This is a genomic window from Mycolicibacterium monacense (genome assembly GCF_010731575.1).
GTDB classification, from domain to species: domain Bacteria; phylum Actinomycetota; class Actinomycetes; order Mycobacteriales; family Mycobacteriaceae; genus Mycobacterium; species Mycobacterium monacense.
In genome coordinates this window covers 577,822-597,179 of sequence record NZ_AP022617.1, presented here as the reverse complement: position 1 = coordinate 597,179, position 19,358 = coordinate 577,822, and the positions used below count along the sequence as shown (strand labels likewise).

Here is a 19,358-nt window from a genome sequence, read left to right as displayed (position 1 = left end):
AGCCTACCGGCGTCTGCGCCGGTCCCGCGTTTGGTCGTCAGCAAACTTCGGCTGATCTGCTTCCTCAACCGGTGAGTGCGGCATGTGCTGAGGGATCTGCGACAACATCCCGAGCAGCGTGTTCGGTATGGCGATCGGCTGGGAGTCCCGCAACGCTGAGCGGGCCTGACTCTGGGCATCGACCTCGGCAGCGCACTGCGGGCACAGCGACAGATGGCTGGCCGCCCGCATGTGCGCGGTCATGCTCAGTTCCCCGTCGACGAAGGCCGCCACTGCCTCGATGGACAGATGCTCCGTGGAGCCGAACTGGCGCGGCGCGCCCACCGGGGCGTTGCTCTGCGAGGCGAATTGAGCGGGAAGCCAGGAGAACGCTCGCCGGAACACATGCCCGGGATCGACCATCACCTGACTCCTCTCGGTTCGTCACCGATTTGTAAGACGCCGCTCCCACGAATGTAGCGCGGACCGGTCCACCAGGACATGGTGATGATCAGGCGGATGTGGCGGCGTCCGGCGCGTGACGGGCCAGGTGGTCACGCAACGCCTGCCTGCCGCGGTGGATCCGGCTGCGAACCGTGCCGAGCTTGACGCCGAGCGTGGCGCCGATCTCCTCATAGGACAGACCCTCGATGTCGCACAGGACGACCGCGGCGCGGAACTCCGGGGGCAGCGAGTCGAGCGCGGCCTGCAGGTCCGGGCCCAGGCGGGAGTCGTGGTAGATCTGCTCCGGGTTCGGATCGTCGGCGGGCACCCGGTCGTAGTCCTCGGGCAGCGCCTCCATGCGGATGCGGCCGCGGCGCCGGACCATGTCGAGGAACAGGTTCGTGGTGATGCGGTGCAACCAGCCCTCGAAGGTGCCGGGCTGATAGTTCTGCACCGACCGGAAGACGCGGATGAAGGTCTCCTGGGTGAGGTCCTCGGCGTCGTGCTGATTGCCCGAGAGACGGTAGGCCAGCCGGTACACCCGGTCTGCGTGCTGACGCACCAGCTCGTCCCAGGACGGCATCGTCGTCCTGTCGCCGGTGGCGTCGAACACTGCCGTCCCCGTGAGCTCGTCGGTCGGCTCGACCCAGTCCGAATCGCTGAACTGTTCGAGATGCGCCATCGAGACGGGAGCGGCTTGGGCTGCCGCAGTCGTGGTGGTCGTCGGATCCTCCAAGTCAGGGCCGGCAGAGTCATGGCCGGCGTCGGTCATGGTCGTCGGCTGGTCATTTCGCGCAACACGATCGGCGGTGTTCCTATTCCCGAAGCGCAGGCGCCTCCCGTGTTCCATGCCAGCCACCGTTCCCGAGCGGGGTGTGGTAGCGATATGAGCAATATGAACGTTCCCTGAGAATGCCGGATACCCGTTTGTTCACCAGGGAAAACAGGCCGAATCGGACGTACATCACACGTTGCCGTGCGGGCGTGTCGCGGACCCGCGCCTCGCGGCCGCGCTCTACAGTGCGGGCATGGCCAGCACCGACGACCCGGCGGGTCAGCGACCGAGCCGCGCCGAGGCGATCGTCGCGCACGCCGAACAGTCCATATCCGAGGACGCGATCGTCGCGGCCGCCCGCGAACGCGCCGTGGACATCGGCGCCGGGGCGGTCACTCCCGCGGTGGGCGCGCTGCTGTCGGTGCTGGCGCGGCTGACCGAGGCGAAGGCCGTCGTGGAGGTCGGCACCGGCGCAGGGGTGAGCGGGCTGTGGTTGCTGTCGGGCATGCGGGAGGACGGCGTGCTGACGACCATCGACGTCGAACCGGAACACCAGCGCATCGCCAAGCAGGCATTCATCGAGGCCGGCATCGGCCCCAGCCGCACCCGGCTGATCAGCGGACGCGCACAGGAGGTGCTGACCAGGCTGGCCGACGAGTCCTACGACCTGGTGTTCATCGACGGCGACCCGGCCGACCAGCCGCAGTTCGTGGTCGAGGGCGTCCGGTTGCTGCGCCCCGGCGGCGCGATCGTCGTGCACCGTGCCGCGCTCGGTGGCCGCGCCGGGGATGCCGCCGCCAACGACGCCGAGGTCAGCGCGGTCCGCGAGGCCGCCCGGCTGATCGCCGAGGACGAGCGGCTGACGCCGGTGCTCGTCCCGCTCGGCGACGGCCTGCTGGTCGCCGCCCGCGACTGACCGACTGCGCCGAAACGAACAAACGGGCGCAAAAGTACGAGTAGTCGCCGCCATTTCGTCGATCTCGCCGAAATCGCGCCACCCCCTTGACCCGCGACTGAACGCGCGTTTAGCCTATTGAACATGCGTTCAGTTGCCGAGGACCGGACCGCCGTCGCCCGCATCCGCGATGCGGCGATCGAGCAGTTCGGGAAGCATGGCTTCGGGGTCGGCGTCCGCGCGATCGCCGAGGCCGCCGGGGTCAGCGCCGCGCTGGTGATCCACCACTTCGGCTCGAAGGACGGGCTGCGCGCGGCATGCGACGACTACGTCGCCGAGGAGATCCGCAGCGGCAAGTCGGCGGCGATCCAGAGCAATGACCCGGCGACCTGGCTCGCCCAGCTGTCGGAGATCGAGTCGTACGCACCGCTGATGGCGTACCTCGTGCGCAGCATGCAGTCCGGCAGCGACCTGGCCAAGATGCTCTGGCGCCGGATGATCGACAACGTCGAGCAGTACCTCGACGAAGGGGTCAGGGCAGGCACGATCAAGCCCAGCCGCGACCCGAAGTCACGCGCCCGCTTCCTCGGGATGGCCGGCGGCGGCGGCTTCCTGCTCTACCTGCAGCTGCACGAGGATCCGACCGATCTGCGCCGGGTCCTTCGCGACTACGCCGACGACATGGTCCTGCCCGCGCTCGAGCTCTACACCAACGGGCTGATGGCCGATTCGACGATGTACGAAGCCTTTCTCACATACCAAGGAGACGGTGATGACGGTCCAGACGAGCAGGTCCCCGCGACGGCCTGAGGGCACCGCTGCCCACGCGATCGAAATCCACGGCCTGGTCAAGACATTCGGGCGCACCCGTGCGCTCGACGGTCTCGACATGAGCGTCTCCCCCGGCGACATCGCCGGCTTCCTCGGCCCGAACGGGTCCGGCAAATCGACCACCATCCGCGTACTTCTCGGCCTGCTGCGCGCCGACGCGGGCACGGTCCGGGTGCTCGGCGGCGATCCGTGGCGCGACGCGGTGGACCTGCACCGCCGCATCGCCTACGTTCCCGGCGACGTCACGCTGTGGCCCAATCTCACCGGTCTGCAGGCCATCGACTTCCTCGCCCGGTTGCGCGGACCCGGCGCACAGGACACCCGTCGCCGCGACGAGCTGATCGACCGCTTCGAGCTCGACCCGCACAAGAAGGCCCGCACTTACTCGAAGGGCAACCGCCAGAAGGTCGCCCTGGTGGCCGCGTTCAGCACCAGAGCCGATCTTTACATCCTCGACGAACCGACCTCAGGCCTGGACCCGTTGATGGAGAAGGCTTTTCAGGGCTGCGTCAAAGAGGTCGCGCACGGCGGGGCCGCGGTCCTGCTGTCCAGCCACATCCTCGCCGAGGTCGAGAAGCTCTGCGACACCGTGACGATCATCCGGGCGGGGCGGACCGTGCGCTCCGGCCCGCTCGACGAACTGCGCCATCTGATGCGGACGACGGTGACCGTGCGGACCCGCCACGACGCCGCGGCACTGAGCAGCGCCCCGTTCGTGCACGACTTCACGGCGGTCGACGGCGGCGCCCGGTTCTCGGTGAACCGTGCGGATCTCGACGCGGCGATGGCGCGGTTGACCGAATTCGGGATCGTCGAGCTCACCGTGACGCCGGCCTCGCTCGAGGACATGTTCCTGCGTGAGTACTCGGGAGCCGGGCGATGACCACCGAAGCGCCCGTCCGCGCACGCGCGGAGACTGCATCCTCCTACACCGGCGTGGGCGAACTGATCCGGCTGGCGCTGCGTCGCGACCGCGTCCGGCTCAGCGTCTGGATCGCCGCGCTCACGCTGATGATGGTGTACGCGCCGAATGCGGTGAAGCTGGCCTATCCGGACGAGCCACAGCGGATGGCCCGCGTGAACCTCATGAAGACCCCCGCGGGAATCATCATGGGCGGCCCCATGTTCGGCGTACGCGAGACCGACCTCGGCACGATGATGGCCAACGAGCTGATGCTGACGCTGATCGTCGCCGCCTCGATCCTCTCCATTCTCACCGTGATTCGCCACACCCGTGCCGAAGAGGAAAGCGGCGCAGCCGAATTGGTGCTGTCCTCGGTCGTCGGCCGGTACGCGCGCACCACCGCGGCGCTGATCCTGGTCGGCGCGGTCAATGCGGTGCTGACCGTCACGATGACCGTGGCCATGTCCGCGTCCGGCTTCCGGCTCCTCGACACCCTCGCGATGTGCCTGGGCGTCACCGCGGTGTCGATGCTGTTCGCCGGTGTCGCCGCGGTCACCGCACAGCTGTGGCGGCAGGCCCGCGCCGCGACCGGGGCGGCGATGGCGGTGCTGGCGCTGGCGGCGCTGGTCCGCGGGATCGGCGACGTCATCGACAACTCCGGCAGTGCGCTGAGTTGGTTCTCCCCCATCGCGTGGGCGCAGCAGATGCGCGCGTTCGTCGAGCTGCGGTGGTGGCCGCTGGCGCTGCTCGTCGCCGTCACGGTGGCGCTCATCGCGCTGGCCGCGCGCCTCGAGAGCCGTCGGCAGTACGACGACGGCACCCTGCCCACCACCGCTGAGCGGCCCGGCGCCCCGCCGATCCGTGGTGTCCTCGGGCTGCACCTGACGCTGCAGCGCGGGCTCACCGTCGGCTGGGGCATCGGCATGTTCCTCGGCGGGCTCGCCTTCGGCTCGATGACGAAATCGCTCATCGACGCCGCGAAGACGAACGAGTTGCTGGCGCGGGTCCTGGCTGCGCAGGGCCACGAGGGCGTCTACACCACGATGACGCAGTTCCTCGCGGCCGCCGCGACGGCGTACGTGGTGAGCGCGGTGTTGCGGGTGCACAACGACGAACAGTCCGGCGCGGGTGAGGCGGTGCTGGCCGGTGCGGTGTCCCGGTGGCGATGGCTGCTGAGCGCGGTGACCGCGGCGATGCTGGGGGCCACGCTGCTGATGGTCGGCGCCGGCCTCGGCAACGGCCTCGGCGCCGGACTGACGCTCGGCGAGCCGGACACCGTCGTCAAGCTCACCGTCGCCGGGCTGGCGTTCGTCCCCGCGCTCGCGGTGGTCGCCGGTGTCGCGGCGTTGGCGGTTGCCGTGCGCCGGCCGTGGCTCGCGTGGCTGGCGGTGGCGTTCATCGTCATCTCGCTGTACCTCGGTGCGCTTCTGCGTCTGCCACGGTGGCTGCTCGACGCCTCACCGGTCGGGCGGACGACGGCGCCCACCGACTATCCGGTGTCCGCGCTGGTGGTGATGTGCGTTGTCGCCGCGGCGGTGACCGCGGCGGCCGGGTGGCTGTACCGCCGCCGGGACGCGGTGTGACGGGACAGGGGCATTTGGTGAAGATCGCACTACAGAGCGCCGCAACGGCAGTGCTGGGTCTGCTCTTCTTCGGTGTCACCCTGTTGGTGCCCGCAGACACGCTTCACTACTGGCAGGCGTGGATGTACATCGCGGTGTTCATCGTCGGGACGATGGGGCCGAGCCTCTACCTCGCGGTGAAGCAACCCGCCGTCCTGCAGCGGCGGCTCAATGCCGGCCCGCTGGCCGAGACGCGGCCCGCCCAGCGGTTCGCGATGTGGGCCACCTTGTTGACGGTCATCGGGGTTCTGGTGATCAGCGCGCTCGATCACCGTTTCGGGTGGTCGTCGGTGCCGACTCCGGTCGTGATCCTCGGCGTGGTGCTGGTTGCGGTCGGCCTCGGGATGACGCAGCTCGTCATCCTCCAGAACGGGTATGCCGCAGCCACGGTGACCGTCGAGGCCGGCCAGCAGTTGACCACCTCGGGTTTGTACGGACGGGGGGCACCCGATGTATCTCGGCGCAGTGGTGATGATGATCGGCACCCCGCCGGCATTGGATTCGTTGTGGGGCCTGGCCGCGTTGGTACCCGGCGGGCTCGCGTTGCGCATCCGCATCCTCGACGAAGAGCAGTTGTTGCGTGAGCAACTCGACGGCTACGACGACTACACCAGGCAGGTGCGCTATCGGCTGTTCCCCGCCGTGTGGTGACCCTAGTCAGGATTCGGGTCCAGGGTTCACCTCTCGAGTTCGCTGTCGCGTTGGCATCACCCCCACCGCCCGCAAAACATTAAATGTTTAGCGATTTATGCTGATGTTCACGCAGGGCCATTGCGGCCGGCCCTGACCAAGCAGCCATCGCCGACCCCCGGTCGATGTTGAAGCCCGCAAGAGCCGCGGCGGAAGGCACATCATGTCGCTCTCAGGAAAGACCATGTTCATATCCGGCGCCAGCCGCGGTATCGGGCTGGCCATCGCCAAGCGCGCTGCCGCCGACGGCGCCAACATTGCGCTTGTCGCCAAGACCGCCGAGCCGCATCCGAAGTTGGAGGGAACGGTGTTCACCGCGGCCAGGGAGATCGAAGCCGCCGGCGGCCAGGCCCTGCCGATCGTCGGCGACGTGCGGGACGGCGACTCGGTGGCCGCCGCGGTCGCCAAGGCCGTCGAGCAGTTCGGCGGCATCGATATATGTGTCAACAACGCCTCGGCGATCAACCTCGGCTCCATCGAGGAAGTTCCGCTGAAGCGTTTCGACCTGATGAACGGTATCCAGGTCCGCGGCACCTACACGGTTTCGCAAGCCTGCATTCCGCACCTCAAGAGCGGGGACAACCCGCACATCCTCACGTTGTCGCCGCCGGTCCGGCTGGAGGCGCGGTGGCTCAAGCCGACCGCATACATGATGGCCAAGTTCGGCATGACCCTGTGCGCACTGGGCATCGCCGAGGAGATGCGCGAATACGGCATCGCCTCCAACACGCTGTGGCCGAGAACCCTGGTGGCCACGGCGGCGGTGCAGAATCTGCTCGGCGGGGACGAGGCGATGGGCCGCGCCCGCCGGCCCGATGTCTATGCCGACGCGGCATACGTGGTTCTCAACAAGCCTGCCCGCGACTACACCGGCCACAGCCTGCTGTGTGAGGACGTACTGCTGGAGTCCGGCGTACGGGATCTGTCGGCCTATGACTGCGTACCCGGCGCTGAACTGGGACTCGACCTGTGGGTCGACTCTGCCAACCCGCCCGGCTACACCGGCCCGCCAGCCTGAGAGCTGCCGGCGATATGCCCTTCGCCTGCTCGCTGGGATTTCGCCAAAGCGATAAATAGTTTACGGTTTAGGGCGTTGGGGCGAATCGAGGAGGCCAAGCGGCGTGCGGATTATTGTCACCGGCGGGAACAGCGGCGTCGGACGGGCGACCGCTAGCGCGATGGCTGCCGAAGGACACGAGGTCGTGATCGCTTGCCGGACGATGAGCAAGGGATACGACGCCGCCGCGTCGATGTCCGGCAGAGTCGATGTGCGTGAGCTGGACCTCGCCGACCTCACCAGCGTCCGTAAGTTCGCCGACACCGTCGACTACGTCGACGTGCTTGTCAACAACGCCGGCGTCCTCGGCCTGCCGTTGACTCGCACCGCCGACGGTTTCGAGGCGCACATGGGCACCAACCACCTCGGCCACTTCGCGCTGACGTGCCTACTGGGCGACCGGATCCGCGATCGGGTGGTGTCGGTCGCCAGCACCAACTACACCACCGCCCGCATGCACTTCGACGACCTCAACTGGCAGCAGCGGAAGTACAACCCGTGGTCGGCATACGGTGAGTCCAAGCTGGCGAACCTGTTGTTCGTGCACGAACTGGTCGCCAGGGGCAAGACCGCGTACGCCTCGGACCCCGGGATGACGAATACCGCGATCACGCGGGACGGCTCGGGGGTGCTGCAGTGGGCCGGCCGCGTCATCTCCCCGCATATCGCCCAAAGTCCCGATGACGGCGCCCGCTCGACCATCCAGGCGATCACCACAACGTTGCCCAACGGAACTTATCTGGCGCCGCGGGGCCTGATGCACCAGTGGGGCAAGCCCAAGCCGACGAAGTTGAAGGCGAAGGCCCGCGACGCCGACAGCGCCCGGCGGCTGTGGGACCTGTCGGCCGAGTTGACCGGATGCGCCTGGCAGGAGGCCTGAGGCGTGGCCGTCGACCGCCTGCTGCCCACCGCCGAAGCACGCGAGCTGATTCAGCTGGCCGCCGATGTCGCCGACAAGGTGCTGAAACCGGTCGTCGATGAGCACGAGAGGTCGGAGACCTACCCCGACGGGGTGTTCGCCGCGCTGGGTGAGACCGGACTACTGACCCTGCCGCACCCCGAGGAGTGGGGCGGCGGCGGACAGCCGTACGAGGTGTACCTCCAGGTCCTCGAGGAGCTCGCCGCCCGCTGGGCGGCCGTGGCGGTCGCTGTGAGTGTTCACGTTCTGTCCTGTCATCCGCTGATCGCGTTCGGCACGACCGAGCAGAAGCAGGCTTGGCTTCCGGCCATGCTCAGCGGACAGACGATAGGCGCCTACAGCCTGTCCGAACCGCAGGCCGGTTCCGACGCGGCCGCACTGGCCTGCAAAGCCACCGCCGTCGCTGACGGTTACCGCATCAACGGCGCCAAGGCCTGGATCACCCACGGCGGCATTGCCGACTTCTACAGCCTGTTCGCCCGCACCGGAGAAGGAAGCGGGGGCATTTCGTGCTTCCTGGTGGAAAAGGACACCGACGGGCTCTCCTTCGGAAAGCCCGAGGAGAAGATGGGCCTGCACGCCGTTCCGACCACGACGGCCCATTACGACGACGCATTAGTGCCCACGCAGCGCCGGATCGGCACTGAGGGCCAGGGTCTGCAGATTGCCTTCAGCGCACTGGATGCCGGTCGGCTCGGCATCGCGGCCGTCGCGGTCGGACTCGCGCAAGCGGCGCTCGACGAAGCGGTCTCCTACGCACAACAGCGTACGACGTTCGGGCGCAAGATCATTGACCACCAGGGCCTGGCATTTCTGTTGGCCGACATGGCCGCTGCGGTCGACTCCGCCCGCGCCACCTACCTCGACGCTGCACGCCGCCGCGACGCCGGCTTGCCGTACTCCCGTAACGCGTCGGTCGCGAAACTCGTCGCGACCGACGCGGCAATGAAGGTGACCACCGACGCCGTGCAGGTCTTCGGGGGCTACGGTTACACCCGGGACTATCGCGTCGAGCGCTACATGCGCGAGGCCAAGATCACCCAGATTTTCGAAGGCACCAACCAGATTCAGCGGCTGGTCATCGGCCGGTCGCTGGGCCGATGAGCAGTACCGTCGCGCACCTGCAGGAGGTCTATCCATGACAGCCGACACCGGATACCAACGGCCCCAGCTGCGGCTGGCACCCAGCCCGACCGCGGAGTCGCGAGCCTTCTGGACGGGGGGCGAGCGCGGTGAGCTTCTGATCAACCGCTGCCACAGTTGCGGGCACTTCTTTCACCCGCCCGGCCCGGCCTGCTGGCGTTGCCGCAGCACCGATGTCGCACCCGAGCCGGTATCCGGGCGGGCGACAGTGGCGGCATACACGGTCAACCGCCAGACCTGGATCCCAGGATTCGAGCCGCCCTACATCGTGGCGATGGTCGAGCTGGACGACGAGCCCGACGTGCGGCTGATCACCAACGTGGTGGGCGTGTCTGAGGACGACATCGAGGTCGGTATGGCCGTCGAGGTCTTCTTCGAGGACTGGACAGCGCTCTCGGGCGAGGAGGAGAGCCGGGTGTGGCTGCCGCTGTTTCGTCCGGTGGATACGGCCGCCACCACCTGATCCCTGGGATTCGGGGATTTCGACCGCGCCGATTCACGTCGCTGTAATGTGACAGTGGACTGTCATATCAGCTTTGTGGAAAAGGATGCCGATGACCAGCCGAGCCCTGCCCGTGACCCTGCAATCCCCCGAGGACCTCACACCGGAGGTGTTGACGTCCCTGCTGCGTCGCCACCAACCGGGGGTGACCGTCACCGACATCCGGGTGCGCAGCACCTGGCAGGGCACCACCTCGCACCTGCACCTCGACGTCGAGTACGCCGAACCCGAAAGCGCGCTGCCCCGACAGCTTTTCGTGAAGACACAGTTGAGCACCGTGCACGATCTGCCTGCTGCCGTCGACGAGTCGCTGTCCCAGGGCGGCGGCGGCACCGTGCTGCTGGACGACGAGACGACGTTCTACCGCGACCTGCGTGGCGACCTCGACGTGGAGACGATGACGACCTACTTCGCCGACCACCTCGACGGTCCGTCGCAGTTTCTGGTCGTCGGTGAGGACATCACGCTGCGGGGCGCCCAGGTCCCCGACGCCGTCGCCGGGCTGTCGGTCGAGCAGGTCGACGAGCTGTTGGCGACGTTGAGCCGGGTACACGCCCCGTTCTGGGACAGCCCCCGGTTGCGCGACAACGGTGATCTCGCCTGGTTGCAGCATCCACTCACCGGCGGCTTCGCGGAGTTCCTGCGCAGCAACGGGTTCAGCATCATTCGCATGTTCCTCGAACTGCCCTACAAGCAGGCGCTGCTGGATGCCACCGGCGAGGACGCGGATTCGATGGAAACGGCATTCTGGAAGCTCCAGGAGTACGTCGCCGCTGACCCCATCACGCTGCTGCACGGCGACCCGCACCCGCGCAACACCTACGCGCTGCCCGACGGCCGGATGGGTGTCCTCGACTGGCAACTGGTGCGGCGAGGTTCGTGGTCACACGACGTCGGCTACGCGCTGGTCGGTGCACTGACACCGGAGCTGCGGAGGGCACACGAGCGGGAACTGCTGGACAACTACCGCGGTCGGCTCCTCGACGCCGGCGTCACCTCGCTGCCCGACCGCGAGCAGATGTGGACCACCTACCGGCAGAGCCCGGCGTGGGGCTTCTGCATGTGGGCGATCACGCCCGACCAGATGTACTCCGTCGAGATCGTGAAGGCGGTGCTGGGGCGCTTCGCCGAGGCCTACTCGGATCTCGGCACCGGCGCGCTGTTGCGCTGACTGAATGCAGTTGCGCACCCTCGTGAGGACGAGGGTGCGCAACCGCCTGACTGAAGTGGCGTGTCGCCCGCAGACGCGCACGCTCGCGGGGATCAGGTCATGTTCATACCGGCGTCGAGCATCAACGTGGTGCCGGTGTAGTACTTGCCGCTGTCGCTGACGAGGAACAACACCGTCTCCGATACGTCGGCCGGTTCGATGACCTGGACGGGTAGCGCGTTGGTCATCGCCTTGGCCAAGTGCTCATGCGCCGCGATCACTTCGAAGAGCGCCGGGTTCTCCACGATCATGGCGGTGTTGACTCCCGTCGGCGCGATCGCCATGACGCGAATGTTCTTGGCCGCCAGCCGTTGAGCGTATGCTCGGACCAGCCCGGTGACGCCGATCTTCGCCGCGGCATACGCGTCCGCACCACCGCTTCCGTCGGTCAGCGCCTTCAACCCGGCCATCGAACTGGTAGCGACGATCGCGCCACCACGGTCGGACTCCACCATGTGGGCGCTGGCGATCTGCAGGGTGTTCCACACCCCGGTGAGCAGCACGCCGATGCCGAGCTCCCATGCCGCCTCGGGGTCGGGCTCATCGACGCGGTTGAGCACGATGCCGGCATTGGCCACCACCGTGTCGATGTAGCCGAACTCCTCGACACCGTCGTCGAACGCGGACTGCAGCGCCTTGCGGTCCCGGACGTCGGCGTGGCGGGCGATCATCCGCCTGCCGGTCTTCTCCACCAGGTTGACGGTCTCGTCCAGGTCCTCGGGGGTTGCCATCGCGTACATCACGCCGTCGAGTTGGCGGCAGATGTCCACGCCCACGATGTCGGCGCCCTCCTCGGCCAGCCGAACGGCGTGCGACCTGCCCTGGCCCTTACCTGCGCCGGTGATGAAGGCGACGCGCCCGTCCATTCTGCCCATGTGGTGCTCCTGGTTCTTACTTGACAACGAATTCGGGGATGCGGTAGCCGCTGTCCCCCAGGTCGACGATCCGCAGCTGGACCTGCTGGCCGATTCGAACGTCTGCCGGATCGGCGTCGATGACGGCGTTGATCCGCAGGCCAGGCTGCTCCGCCAGCTCGACCAATCCGACGACATACGGCGGAATTCGCCCCGGCACGAGCGCCTGTCGAACCACGATGTAGCTGTAGATCGTGCCGTCGCCGCTGACTTCCTCGAAATGCACAGGGCCGCCGGTGTACCGGCTGCGCTCCAACGGTGGATGGATCCACTTTCCGGTGTCGTCGCAGCGGCACAGCATCAGCTTGCCGTCCTTGAGACCCTCCCAGTACGGCGCCGTATCGGGATCCGGCACCGGAACCGGTGGCAGGAGTGCGTGGTTCGTCGCTGCCGTTGATGTCATGGCTTCTCCCTGCTGTAGACGTTCGCGCCGCCGAACGGGCCGCCGCCCGCGGTGACCAGCGCCAGTTGAGCATCGTCGACCTGGCGCACGCCTGCGTCCCGACGCAGCTGCAGCACCGCCTCATAGTGGTGATTCAGCCCGTGGATGTAACCCTCCGACAACAGGCCACCGTGCGGGTTGACCACGACGTCACCGCCGTAAGTGGCGCGTCCGGTCGAGAAGAACTTGCCGACCTCGCCTTTCTCACAGAAGCCGAAGCCCTCCATGGTGGCCATCACCGTGTAGGTGAAGCAGTCGTACATGCAGGCCAGATCCATATCGGCCGGACTCAGGCCAGTCTTCTCCCAGATCTTCGGACCCGCTATGCGGGAATACATCTCCGTGGGATCGTCCCACTCCGTCCAGCCGGAGCCGCCCTGCGAGTTCGACGAACCGACCAACCACACCGGCGGTTTCTTGGCATTACGCGCGATGTCCTCACCGGTGATCAGCACGGCCACCGCGCCGTCCACCTCGGACGTGCAGTCGAGCACCCGGAACGGTTCGTTGATCCAGCGGGCGGCCAAATAGTCGTCCATGGTGAGCGGTTCGCGGCGCAGTGCGTGCTCGTTGGGACCGGCGTGTGCACGTTGGGTGATCGCGATCTGCCCGAGATCCTCACAGGTGGAACCGTATTCGTGCTGGTGCCGACGGGCCCACATGGCGAACCACTGCGGCGGCACCATGTAGCCCGAGGCGGTGTCGAACTGGTCGTGATGCTGCACCTGCATCGGCCCCTCTATGTGGCCGAACCGGTAGCCGGACCGGCCGTTGAGCGAGCGGTACACCAGGACGGCTTTACAGATCCCGGCCTCGATCACGGCGGCGGCCGTGGCGATCTGGTCGGCGACCAGGTTCCCGCCGCCGTACATCGCGTTCGCCCAGGCCAATTCGTCGATTCCCAGTGCCCAGCCGACGAAGATCGGCTGCTCGGAGTCGTTGGCCATGAACGTGCAGATTCCGTCGATGTCCGCCGTGCTGAGCCCCGCATCCTCGATGGCGTCCCGGCACGCGGCAACAGCCATGCCACGAGTGGTGCGGCCGGACTTGCGGCTATAGGTGGTGCGCCCGATGCCGACGATGGCACAGGTCATGTGGTTCTCCGATCTACTTGGGCGCCGGGTCGCGCGGCAGGCCGAGAATGCGTTCCGCGACCAGGTTTCTGACGATTTCCGAGGTACCGCCCGCAATCGTGAGACACCTGCTGAACAGGTAGTCGTGCACGACGGCGGGTTCCTCTCCGACCAGGAGGGCCGGACCAGCGATTCGCAGCGCGAGTTCCGCGACGCGCTGAGCGTGCTCGGCACCGAAGAGCTTGGCGATGTTGCCCTCGATGCCTGGCCCGGAATCGAAGACCGCCCGAGCGGCCTGCCGCAGATTCAGCGCGGCCAGGGTGTACGCCTCGATGAGCAGCGCACCGACATCGCGCGCGAGACCGGTGTCGCCGGAGCGGTGGCGCGCCAGCAGATCGATCAGCGCGTCGGCGGTCATGGTGACCGAACCGCCGCCGATGGACACCCGTTCGTTGCCGAACGCCGCCATCGCCACGGTCCAGCCCGCGTTCACTGCGCCGACCACGTCGCGATCGGGCACGAAGACGTCGTCGAAGAACACCTCATTGAAGAGGGTCTCGCCGGTGATCTCGGTGAGCGGGCGGATCTGCACCGCCGGATCGGCGAGGTCGATGACCATCGCCGTGATGCCCTTGTGTTTGGGCACATTCGGGTCGGTGCGCACGGTGGCGAGACCGCGCTGGCAGTTCACCGCATCGCTGGTCCACACCTTCTGACCGGACACCACCCAGCCGCCGTCGACGCGCCTGGCCTTGGTGGCCACCGCCGCGGCGTCTGAGCCGGCGCCGGGCTCACTGAAGAGCTGACACCAGCGAATCTCGCCCTCGAGGCTGGGCCACATCAGCCGCTCGATCTGTTCGGCGCTGCCGTGCTGCAGCAGGGTGGGCACCACCCATTCGCCCAGCCCGAGGCTCGGCTTGTCCAGACCCTGCAGGACGTCCTCGATGATCAGCTGCTCGACACTGTCGGCACCCCGGCCGTAGGGCTTGGGCCAATGCGGTTGCAGGTAACCGCTGCGCGCCCAAAGCTTCTGGCGGTCATCGGCACCGGCCGTGTCGAGTTCGGCGCGGAAGTCCTCCGCTGCCTGCCGGTACTGCTCGGCTTCGGGCGGCAGGTCCACCGAATGACCGCGCCGCACTCCCCGGGACTGCAGCTCGATGACCCTGTCCCGCAGGGCATCCTGGTCGCCGGCAAAGGCCTGCAGGACCGTGGCGCGCCTGATGTAGAGGTGGGCGTCGTGTTCCCAGGTATACCCGATACCGCCGTGCACCTGGACGTTCTGCAGGGCGACCCGCTGGTAGGCGGGGAGCGCGTGGCCGGCGGCCATGGTCACCGCCAGGTCGGCCTCCGCACCGCCTGCGCGTGCGGCGTCCCAGGTCACCGCCACCGCGAGCTCGGTGTCCACGAGCATGTTGGCGCAGTGGTGCTTGACGGCCTGAAACGAGCCGATCGGCCGGCCGAACTGTTGGCGGGTGGCGGCGTACGCGGCCGCCATCTCGGTGCAGGCGGCCAGCCCGCCGACGGCCTCGGCGGTGGCCAGGAGCCGCAGCATCCGGACGGCCGTGGCGCCCGCGCCGGGGAAGACGTCGGTGACCGCAGCGGAGTCGAGGCGCAGCACAGCGACCGGCTGCAGGAGTTGGTCGACCGAGTCGATGGTCCTCGTGCTCACCCCGTCACCGGCTTGGACGAGCACCAGATCGTCCCCGACCGGAAGCAGGAACACGTCGGCTGCCGCCTCGGCGAGTACGGGCACCGCAGTGGCCGAGACCCGCGAATCCTGCACAGCCGCATCACTCTTCGTCCCGATGCCGGCCACGACATCACCGGACACCAACTGCGGCAGCCAACGCTGACGCTGCTCGTCGGTGCCGATTTCGGCGATCACGGCCGACGCGGCGACCGTGGGCAGGAACGGTCCGCCGATCGCAGCGCGGCCGAGTTGTTCGGCCACAATGGTCAGCTCGGGCAGTCCGTAGCCCTGGCCCCCGAACTGTTCGTCGACGTGCAGACCGAGCCAACCGGTCGACACGATCTCCTTCCACAGCCCGTCGTCGGTCCACCACCGGCCGCCGGTCTCCGGTTCGAGCAGGATGCGGCGAGCGTTCGCGACCCCGCCGCGGCCTGCCACCATCGACTTGGCCACATCGGCCAGCGCGCGGTGATCTTCGGTTATTGCCAATGACATGTAGCGACCTCACTGGTCGGGGAGAATCCGGTCACCATGCGGTGCCGAACTTCTCGCGGTAGGTGACCTCGGTGGCGGGGCGACGACGGGGCGGTGACAGCTTGCGCGCCGGCCGGCCGACGTACACGGCCGCCATCGGGATCAGGTTCTGTGGCAGGTCCAGCAGTTCGCGGACGCGGTCGACTCCGAAGGTGGTCAGGCCGGTGGTGAGACATGACCCGTAGCCGAGGTCGGCGGCGGCGAGCAGCATGTTCTGCACAGCCGGATAGATCGAGGACGGTGCGTAGATCTCTGCGACCCGGTCGGTGTCGGCGCAGACCACCACCACGACCGGTGCCGCAGCGAACCCGCCTCTGGAGAAACCGTATTCGAGGTCGGCGACGAGCACCTTGTCCTCGACGCTCTGCTTGACGAAGTCGCCGCCTCCGGCGTTCCACGTCTCCGTCCACCAGTCCGCCAGCAGTTTCCGGTTCTCCTCGTCGCGGACCACCACGAACGACCACGGCTGGGTGTTCTCGGCGCTCGGTGCGTGCACCGCGATCTGCAGCATCTGCTCGATGTCGGAGTCGAGCACCTTGCCGTCCGGGTCGAATCGCCTGCAGGCGCGCTGCGCCTGCATCACCGTACGGAGTTCGGACATCTCAGTCGGCCAACCGTCGGTCGCCGCGCGGCGTCCAGCCGGTCATCGAGACCGTGGACAGGTCGAGCGTCTCCCCCAGCGACAACTTCCCCGACATCACCCGCTCGAGGAACTCCGCCATCACCACTTCGGGCTCGCGATCGAGCTCGTAGATCACCATGTACCGGTGGGTGGGTGGAGGCAACTGTGCGGGCAGATCCTCGTCGTCGGGGATCTTCAGCTCGGCGATGTCGTAGCGCTGCGCCGCCACCACACCCGGAACATCAAGCACCTCCGGCACATGCACTTCGTCATACCACTTGTTGAAGGAGTCGTCCTGGCCCTCAATGGGATTGCTCAGGACAACGAATCGATTCTCGGCCACGGTCACGCCTTTCTGACAGAGCCCACCCAACTCGGGGCACCGGGCAACAGTATGACAGTCGACTGTCACAGTCAACGAGCGGGGACACCGGTGAACGCGGACCGTTCGATGTAGGCGTAGCCCGTCTCGCCGCCCCACTGCACCTGCGCCCAACTGACGGTGTAGGCGCGCACCGGGTCCATGACTCCATAGGGCAGCCCATCGGCCATGGATATCCACAATGACGAGCGGATGGTGCCGTTGATCGTGTGCCCGCCGTCGAGCGCGAACGTGTACGTCTCGCCGTCGCGGGCCAGTACCGCGGCCGGTGGCGCCGACTCGATGCCGACCTGGTGCAGCGCGCCGCCCTCGACCACGTAGGCACCCTCCAGCGTGGTACGGCCATCGCGGGCCCAGTAGCGGCACATGCCGAATGCCCGTCCGCTCGGGAGAACACCGCCGGTGATGACGTGCCCGCCCCAGTCCTTGAGGGTGTCGGCACCGCGCGGACCACGTGAATGGTCGCGCCAGCCACCGCCGTTGAAATCGGTTGTCACGCCGTCGACGGTCAGCTGACCGGTCACCTGGATGAGTTGCTCGTAATGCTCGCGGGCCCAACTCTGTTCGGCCATGCCGTCTCCGGCGGTCGCGGCGTCCCACACCGGGGTCAGGCATTCCACCTCGAGGTCCAGACGGACGTGGGTCTTGGGGCCGTCGGCCAGCAGACCGGTGCGCATCTCGTCATAGGACGAACGCACGCAGAAGCCGTCGAACGTGATGCGCCACTTGTGAAACGGCTGCTCGCACTGAAACTGCAGATTGGCACCGGCCGGCTGGCGGTCAGGAACCGTGCGGTGATAGGCCCACATGCTGAGCACGCCCTGGTCCTCGGGAAGCGCGATGAGCACGCGGTCTTCCCACATCTCCCACATGTCGGCGACGGTGCCCAGATGCAGCCACATCCCGATGTCGCTGACCGGATCGTACGGAGTGAACAGCAGGTTCTCCGTCCACCCGGGCACATCGGGGCAAGCCCGCACCGTGCTCTCGCTGTCCGGACTCAGTCCGGCGGACATCTGACGTATCCCGCCGCTCAATGTGGGTTCCCTTCCCTATTCGGCCCAGTCATCCGGCTGAGCTATCCGGCCGACCGCGCCAGCACGGCGACCTCGCCGGTGGAGCCGTCGACCCGCACCACATCACCGCTGCGCAACACCTTGGTGCCGTTGCCGGTCCCTACGACGCAGGTGATGCCGAGTTCACGCGCCACGATCGCCCCGTGGCTGGCTGGGCTGCCGATATCGGTGACCAACGCACCCGCGAGTGAAACCAGTGCCGTCCACCCGGGGTCGACGAACTTGCACACCAGAACCTCGCCGTCCTCGAGAACGTCATCGGAATCGGCGTCGAGCACCACCCGGACGGTGCCCTCGACCACGCCGGGCCCGGCCGGCGTGCCGCGCACGCTGCCGTCACCCGTGCCGGCGGCGTCTCCGGCCGCAACCGGTTCCGGCATCCCGGTGAAGATGACCGGGATCTCCAGTGCCCGATACTCGTCGCGTCGCTGCCTGCGAAACGCCACGAGTTCGCGGGCGTTACACGGCAGCGATCCGAGTAGCTCGTCGATGGTGAGGTAGAACGTGTCGTCCGGACGATCGAGCTCGCCGGCCTCGACCAGGTCCCTGCCCAATGTGGCCGCCCCGGCGCGGCACCCGTCGACCGCGGTCAGGAAGGCGGCCTTGGTGAGTTCCACCGACCGCACCTGAGCTCCGGTGAACTGGAGCAGTCGCCGGAACAGCTGCCGCCGCACCGCTGGCAACCCGGCCAGCAGGTCGGATTCCGCCCGCTCCCGGGCGGCCACCGCGCGCTCCGCCCGCACTCGCGGTCGCTCGGCTTCGGGCCTGCCCGCGTGGGCCGCAGCGATGCGGATCACCGCCTCGGGATCCTCCCGCCACGAATGCCCGATGACGTTGCCCTCGTTGGGGCCGTGGAATCCGTGGCGTTCCAGAAACTCGGTGACCGTGAGTTGGCCCTGCCCCAGTGACCACACGTCGTCGGCGAGCCGGGTTTCGATGACGCCCCCGTATCCGGCGAGCAGCGTCGGCACCAGGTCCGAGCGGCCGAGCCGGGCAGTGATCGCCTCCACTTGGGAGCGGAGACCGTTCAGGATCATCCGGGTGCGCACGTGTGCCCGCATGACGGCGGTGAACCGGCGCGACGATTCCGCCAGCAGGGCGCGGGGATCGGCGGGAGCACCCGGCAGAACCTCGGCACGCCACCAGTCCATCTGCTCGTCATGGGTGCGCTGCGGCACCCACCGCTGCCGTATCGCGGTGAGCGGCGCCTTCACCGCCACGAACGGCAGCCGGGTGGGGTCACTCCTGGTGGGGGTGGCATCGGCACGGACCGAGCCCAACAGGTCGCGTTCGAAGTCGTCACCGGTCATCCCGGGGAGGAGTCCGGCCAGCTCGCGGGCGCGCTCGATGTTCATCGCCTGCCTGCCGTAGAAGCACGCGGTCGCCCACTGATTCGGATCGTCGGGGACGAAGATCTCCGAGCGGGGCAGCACGCCGAAGTCGTACAGCCCGGCCCTGGACGCCAGTTCGACGCCGTTGCCCCAGAGGGACCAGCACAAGGGTGAGAGGATGTCCGGCGTCGCCTCGCCCACGTTGGTCAGGGTCCACATCCGGTCCGGCTCGCTGCTCCCCCGAATCGGGTCCGTCAGGTCGGCGGGCACACCGAGGTCCGTCATATTCCTCCTGAGCGACTGATGACAGTTCACTGTCAATA

The 19,358-nt window shown here is 67.7% G+C and carries 19 protein-coding genes and 1 pseudogene; 10 read left to right on the top strand and 10 right to left on the bottom strand.

Features of this window, described 5'->3' with window-relative positions; genetic code table 11:
• Nucleotides 1-3 precede the first annotated feature (3 nt).
• Together rseA and sigE are read right to left on the bottom strand one after the other, a co-directional pair.
• Nucleotides 4-402 carry an anti-sigma E factor RseA gene (gene rseA, locus G6N49_RS02925; RefSeq protein WP_011561372.1) on the bottom strand — a complete coding sequence of 133 codons (399 nt, stop codon included), beginning with the start codon at nt 400-402 and terminating at the stop codon, nt 4-6.
• An 88-nt stretch (nt 403-490) separates the two neighbouring features.
• The gene (sigE, locus tag G6N49_RS02920; RefSeq protein ID WP_083044709.1) at nt 491-1,273 is read right to left on the bottom strand and encodes an RNA polymerase sigma factor SigE; all 783 of its coding nucleotides are present in this window, start codon (nt 1,271-1,273) and stop codon (nt 491-493) included.
• 178 nt (nt 1,274-1,451) lie between these two features.
• Here sigE and G6N49_RS02915 point away from each other — a divergent pair, with 178 nt between their 5' ends.
• The 10 genes and pseudogenes from G6N49_RS02915 (at nt 1,452) to G6N49_RS02870 (ending at nt 10,932) form a co-directional block, all read left to right on the top strand.
• The gene (locus G6N49_RS02915) at nt 1,452-2,114 is read left to right on the top strand and encodes an O-methyltransferase (protein WP_041925339.1); all 663 of its coding nucleotides are present in this window, start codon (nt 1,452-1,454) and stop codon (nt 2,112-2,114) included.
• 123 nt (nt 2,115-2,237) lie between these two features.
• On the top strand, nt 2,238-2,903 hold the full coding sequence (locus G6N49_RS02910; RefSeq protein ID WP_083044711.1) for a TetR/AcrR family transcriptional regulator: 666 nt from the start codon (nt 2,238-2,240) through the stop codon (nt 2,901-2,903).
• Nucleotides 2,866-3,807 (top strand): ABC transporter ATP-binding protein, encoded by a 942-nt coding sequence (locus G6N49_RS02905; RefSeq protein WP_083044712.1) that lies wholly within the window; start codon nt 2,866-2,868, stop codon nt 3,805-3,807. Before G6N49_RS02910 ends, G6N49_RS02905 begins: the two co-directional genes overlap by 38 nt.
• Nucleotides 3,804-5,411: an ABC transporter permease gene (locus tag G6N49_RS02900; RefSeq protein WP_083044713.1), complete on the top strand. Its 1,608-nt coding sequence runs from the start codon at nt 3,804-3,806 to the stop codon at nt 5,409-5,411. Before G6N49_RS02905 ends, G6N49_RS02900 begins: the two co-directional genes overlap by 4 nt.
• Nucleotides 5,412-5,428: 17 nt before the next feature.
• Nucleotides 5,429-6,101: pseudogene (locus G6N49_RS02895) on the top strand (methyltransferase family protein).
• A 202-nt stretch (nt 6,102-6,303) separates the two neighbouring features.
• Entirely contained in the window at nt 6,304-7,158 is an 855-nt protein-coding gene (locus tag G6N49_RS02890; protein ID WP_011856419.1) for an SDR family oxidoreductase, read from the top strand.
• 103 nt (nt 7,159-7,261) lie between these two features.
• Nucleotides 7,262-8,077 carry an SDR family NAD(P)-dependent oxidoreductase gene (locus G6N49_RS02885; RefSeq protein WP_011856420.1) on the top strand — a complete coding sequence of 272 codons (816 nt, stop codon included), beginning with the start codon at nt 7,262-7,264 and terminating at the stop codon, nt 8,075-8,077.
• A gap of 3 nt (nt 8,078-8,080) precedes the next feature.
• Complete coding sequence (locus G6N49_RS02880; protein ID WP_011856421.1) at nt 8,081-9,220, top strand: acyl-CoA dehydrogenase family protein; 1,140 nt, start codon at nt 8,081-8,083, stop codon at nt 9,218-9,220.
• A gap of 34 nt (nt 9,221-9,254) precedes the next feature.
• A complete protein-coding gene (locus tag G6N49_RS02875; RefSeq protein ID WP_011856422.1) occupies nt 9,255-9,722 on the top strand; it encodes a Zn-ribbon domain-containing OB-fold protein in 468 nt (155 codons plus the stop codon).
• 91 nt (nt 9,723-9,813) lie between these two features.
• Nucleotides 9,814-10,932, top strand: a complete 1,119-nt coding sequence (locus G6N49_RS02870) for a phosphotransferase (protein WP_083044785.1) — start codon at nt 9,814-9,816, stop codon at nt 10,930-10,932.
• Nucleotides 10,933-11,024: 92 nt separating this feature from the next.
• On the opposite strand, the gene G6N49_RS02865 is transcribed toward G6N49_RS02870, so the two are convergent.
• From G6N49_RS02865 to G6N49_RS02830, 8 genes are all read right to left on the bottom strand, one after another.
• On the bottom strand, nt 11,025-11,846 hold the full coding sequence (locus G6N49_RS02865; RefSeq protein ID WP_011856424.1) for a mycofactocin-coupled SDR family oxidoreductase: 822 nt from the start codon (nt 11,844-11,846) through the stop codon (nt 11,025-11,027).
• Nucleotides 11,847-11,862: 16 nt separating this feature from the next.
• A complete protein-coding gene (locus tag G6N49_RS02860) occupies nt 11,863-12,288 on the bottom strand; it encodes a Zn-ribbon domain-containing OB-fold protein (RefSeq protein ID WP_011856425.1) in 426 nt (141 codons plus the stop codon).
• Nucleotides 12,285-13,421 carry a thiolase C-terminal domain-containing protein gene (locus tag G6N49_RS02855; RefSeq protein ID WP_083044714.1) on the bottom strand — a complete coding sequence of 379 codons (1,137 nt, stop codon included), beginning with the start codon at nt 13,419-13,421 and terminating at the stop codon, nt 12,285-12,287. Before G6N49_RS02855 ends, G6N49_RS02860 begins: the two co-directional genes overlap by 4 nt.
• A gap of 13 nt (nt 13,422-13,434) precedes the next feature.
• Complete coding sequence (locus G6N49_RS02850) at nt 13,435-15,585, bottom strand: acyl-CoA dehydrogenase family protein (RefSeq protein WP_011856427.1); 2,151 nt, start codon at nt 15,583-15,585, stop codon at nt 13,435-13,437.
• A 31-nt stretch (nt 15,586-15,616) separates the two neighbouring features.
• Complete coding sequence (locus G6N49_RS02845) at nt 15,617-16,225, bottom strand: nitroreductase family protein (RefSeq protein ID WP_011856428.1); 609 nt, start codon at nt 16,223-16,225, stop codon at nt 15,617-15,619.
• A 1-nt stretch (nt 16,226) separates the two neighbouring features.
• On the bottom strand, nt 16,227-16,589 hold the full coding sequence (locus G6N49_RS02840; RefSeq protein WP_011856429.1) for a DUF4286 family protein: 363 nt from the start codon (nt 16,587-16,589) through the stop codon (nt 16,227-16,229).
• Nucleotides 16,590-16,660: 71 nt separating this feature from the next.
• A complete protein-coding gene (locus G6N49_RS02835; protein ID WP_011856430.1) occupies nt 16,661-17,644 on the bottom strand; it encodes a DUF7064 domain-containing protein in 984 nt (327 codons plus the stop codon).
• Between the two features lie 62 nt (nt 17,645-17,706).
• Nucleotides 17,707-19,320 carry a PEP-utilizing enzyme gene (locus tag G6N49_RS02830; protein ID WP_083044715.1) on the bottom strand — a complete coding sequence of 538 codons (1,614 nt, stop codon included), beginning with the start codon at nt 19,318-19,320 and terminating at the stop codon, nt 17,707-17,709.
• Nucleotides 19,321-19,358 lie beyond the last annotated feature (38 nt).

Bases quoted from the DNA above. Each gene is read 5' to 3' on its own strand.
- rseA (WP_011561372.1), bottom strand. From the start codon at position 402: ATGGTCGATCCCGGGCATGTGTTCCGGCGAGCGTTCTCCTGGCTTCCC.
- sigE (WP_083044709.1), bottom strand. From the start codon at position 1,273: ATGGAACACGGGAGGCGCCTGCGCTTCGGGAATAGGAACACCGCCGAT.
- G6N49_RS02915 (WP_041925339.1), top strand. From the start codon at position 1,452: ATGGCCAGCACCGACGACCCGGCGGGTCAGCGACCGAGCCGCGCCGAG.
- G6N49_RS02910 (WP_083044711.1), top strand. From the start codon at position 2,238: ATGCGTTCAGTTGCCGAGGACCGGACCGCCGTCGCCCGCATCCGCGAT.
- G6N49_RS02905 (WP_083044712.1), top strand. From the start codon at position 2,866: ATGACGGTCCAGACGAGCAGGTCCCCGCGACGGCCTGAGGGCACCGCT.
- G6N49_RS02900 (WP_083044713.1), top strand. From the start codon at position 3,804: ATGACCACCGAAGCGCCCGTCCGCGCACGCGCGGAGACTGCATCCTCC.
- G6N49_RS02890 (WP_011856419.1), top strand. From the start codon at position 6,304: ATGTCGCTCTCAGGAAAGACCATGTTCATATCCGGCGCCAGCCGCGGT.
- G6N49_RS02875 (WP_011856422.1), top strand. From the start codon at position 9,255: ATGACAGCCGACACCGGATACCAACGGCCCCAGCTGCGGCTGGCACCC.
- G6N49_RS02870 (WP_083044785.1), top strand. From the start codon at position 9,814: ATGACCAGCCGAGCCCTGCCCGTGACCCTGCAATCCCCCGAGGACCTC.
- G6N49_RS02865 (WP_011856424.1), bottom strand. From the start codon at position 11,846: ATGGGCAGAATGGACGGGCGCGTCGCCTTCATCACCGGCGCAGGTAAG.
- G6N49_RS02860 (WP_011856425.1), bottom strand. From the start codon at position 12,288: ATGACATCAACGGCAGCGACGAACCACGCACTCCTGCCACCGGTTCCG.
- G6N49_RS02855 (WP_083044714.1), bottom strand. From the start codon at position 13,421: ATGACCTGTGCCATCGTCGGCATCGGGCGCACCACCTATAGCCGCAAG.
- G6N49_RS02850 (WP_011856427.1), bottom strand. From the start codon at position 15,585: ATGTCATTGGCAATAACCGAAGATCACCGCGCGCTGGCCGATGTGGCC.
- G6N49_RS02845 (WP_011856428.1), bottom strand. From the start codon at position 16,225: ATGTCCGAACTCCGTACGGTGATGCAGGCGCAGCGCGCCTGCAGGCGA.
- G6N49_RS02835 (WP_011856430.1), bottom strand. From the start codon at position 17,644: ATGTCCGCCGGACTGAGTCCGGACAGCGAGAGCACGGTGCGGGCTTGC.
- G6N49_RS02830 (WP_083044715.1), bottom strand. From the start codon at position 19,320: ATGACGGACCTCGGTGTGCCCGCCGACCTGACGGACCCGATTCGGGGG.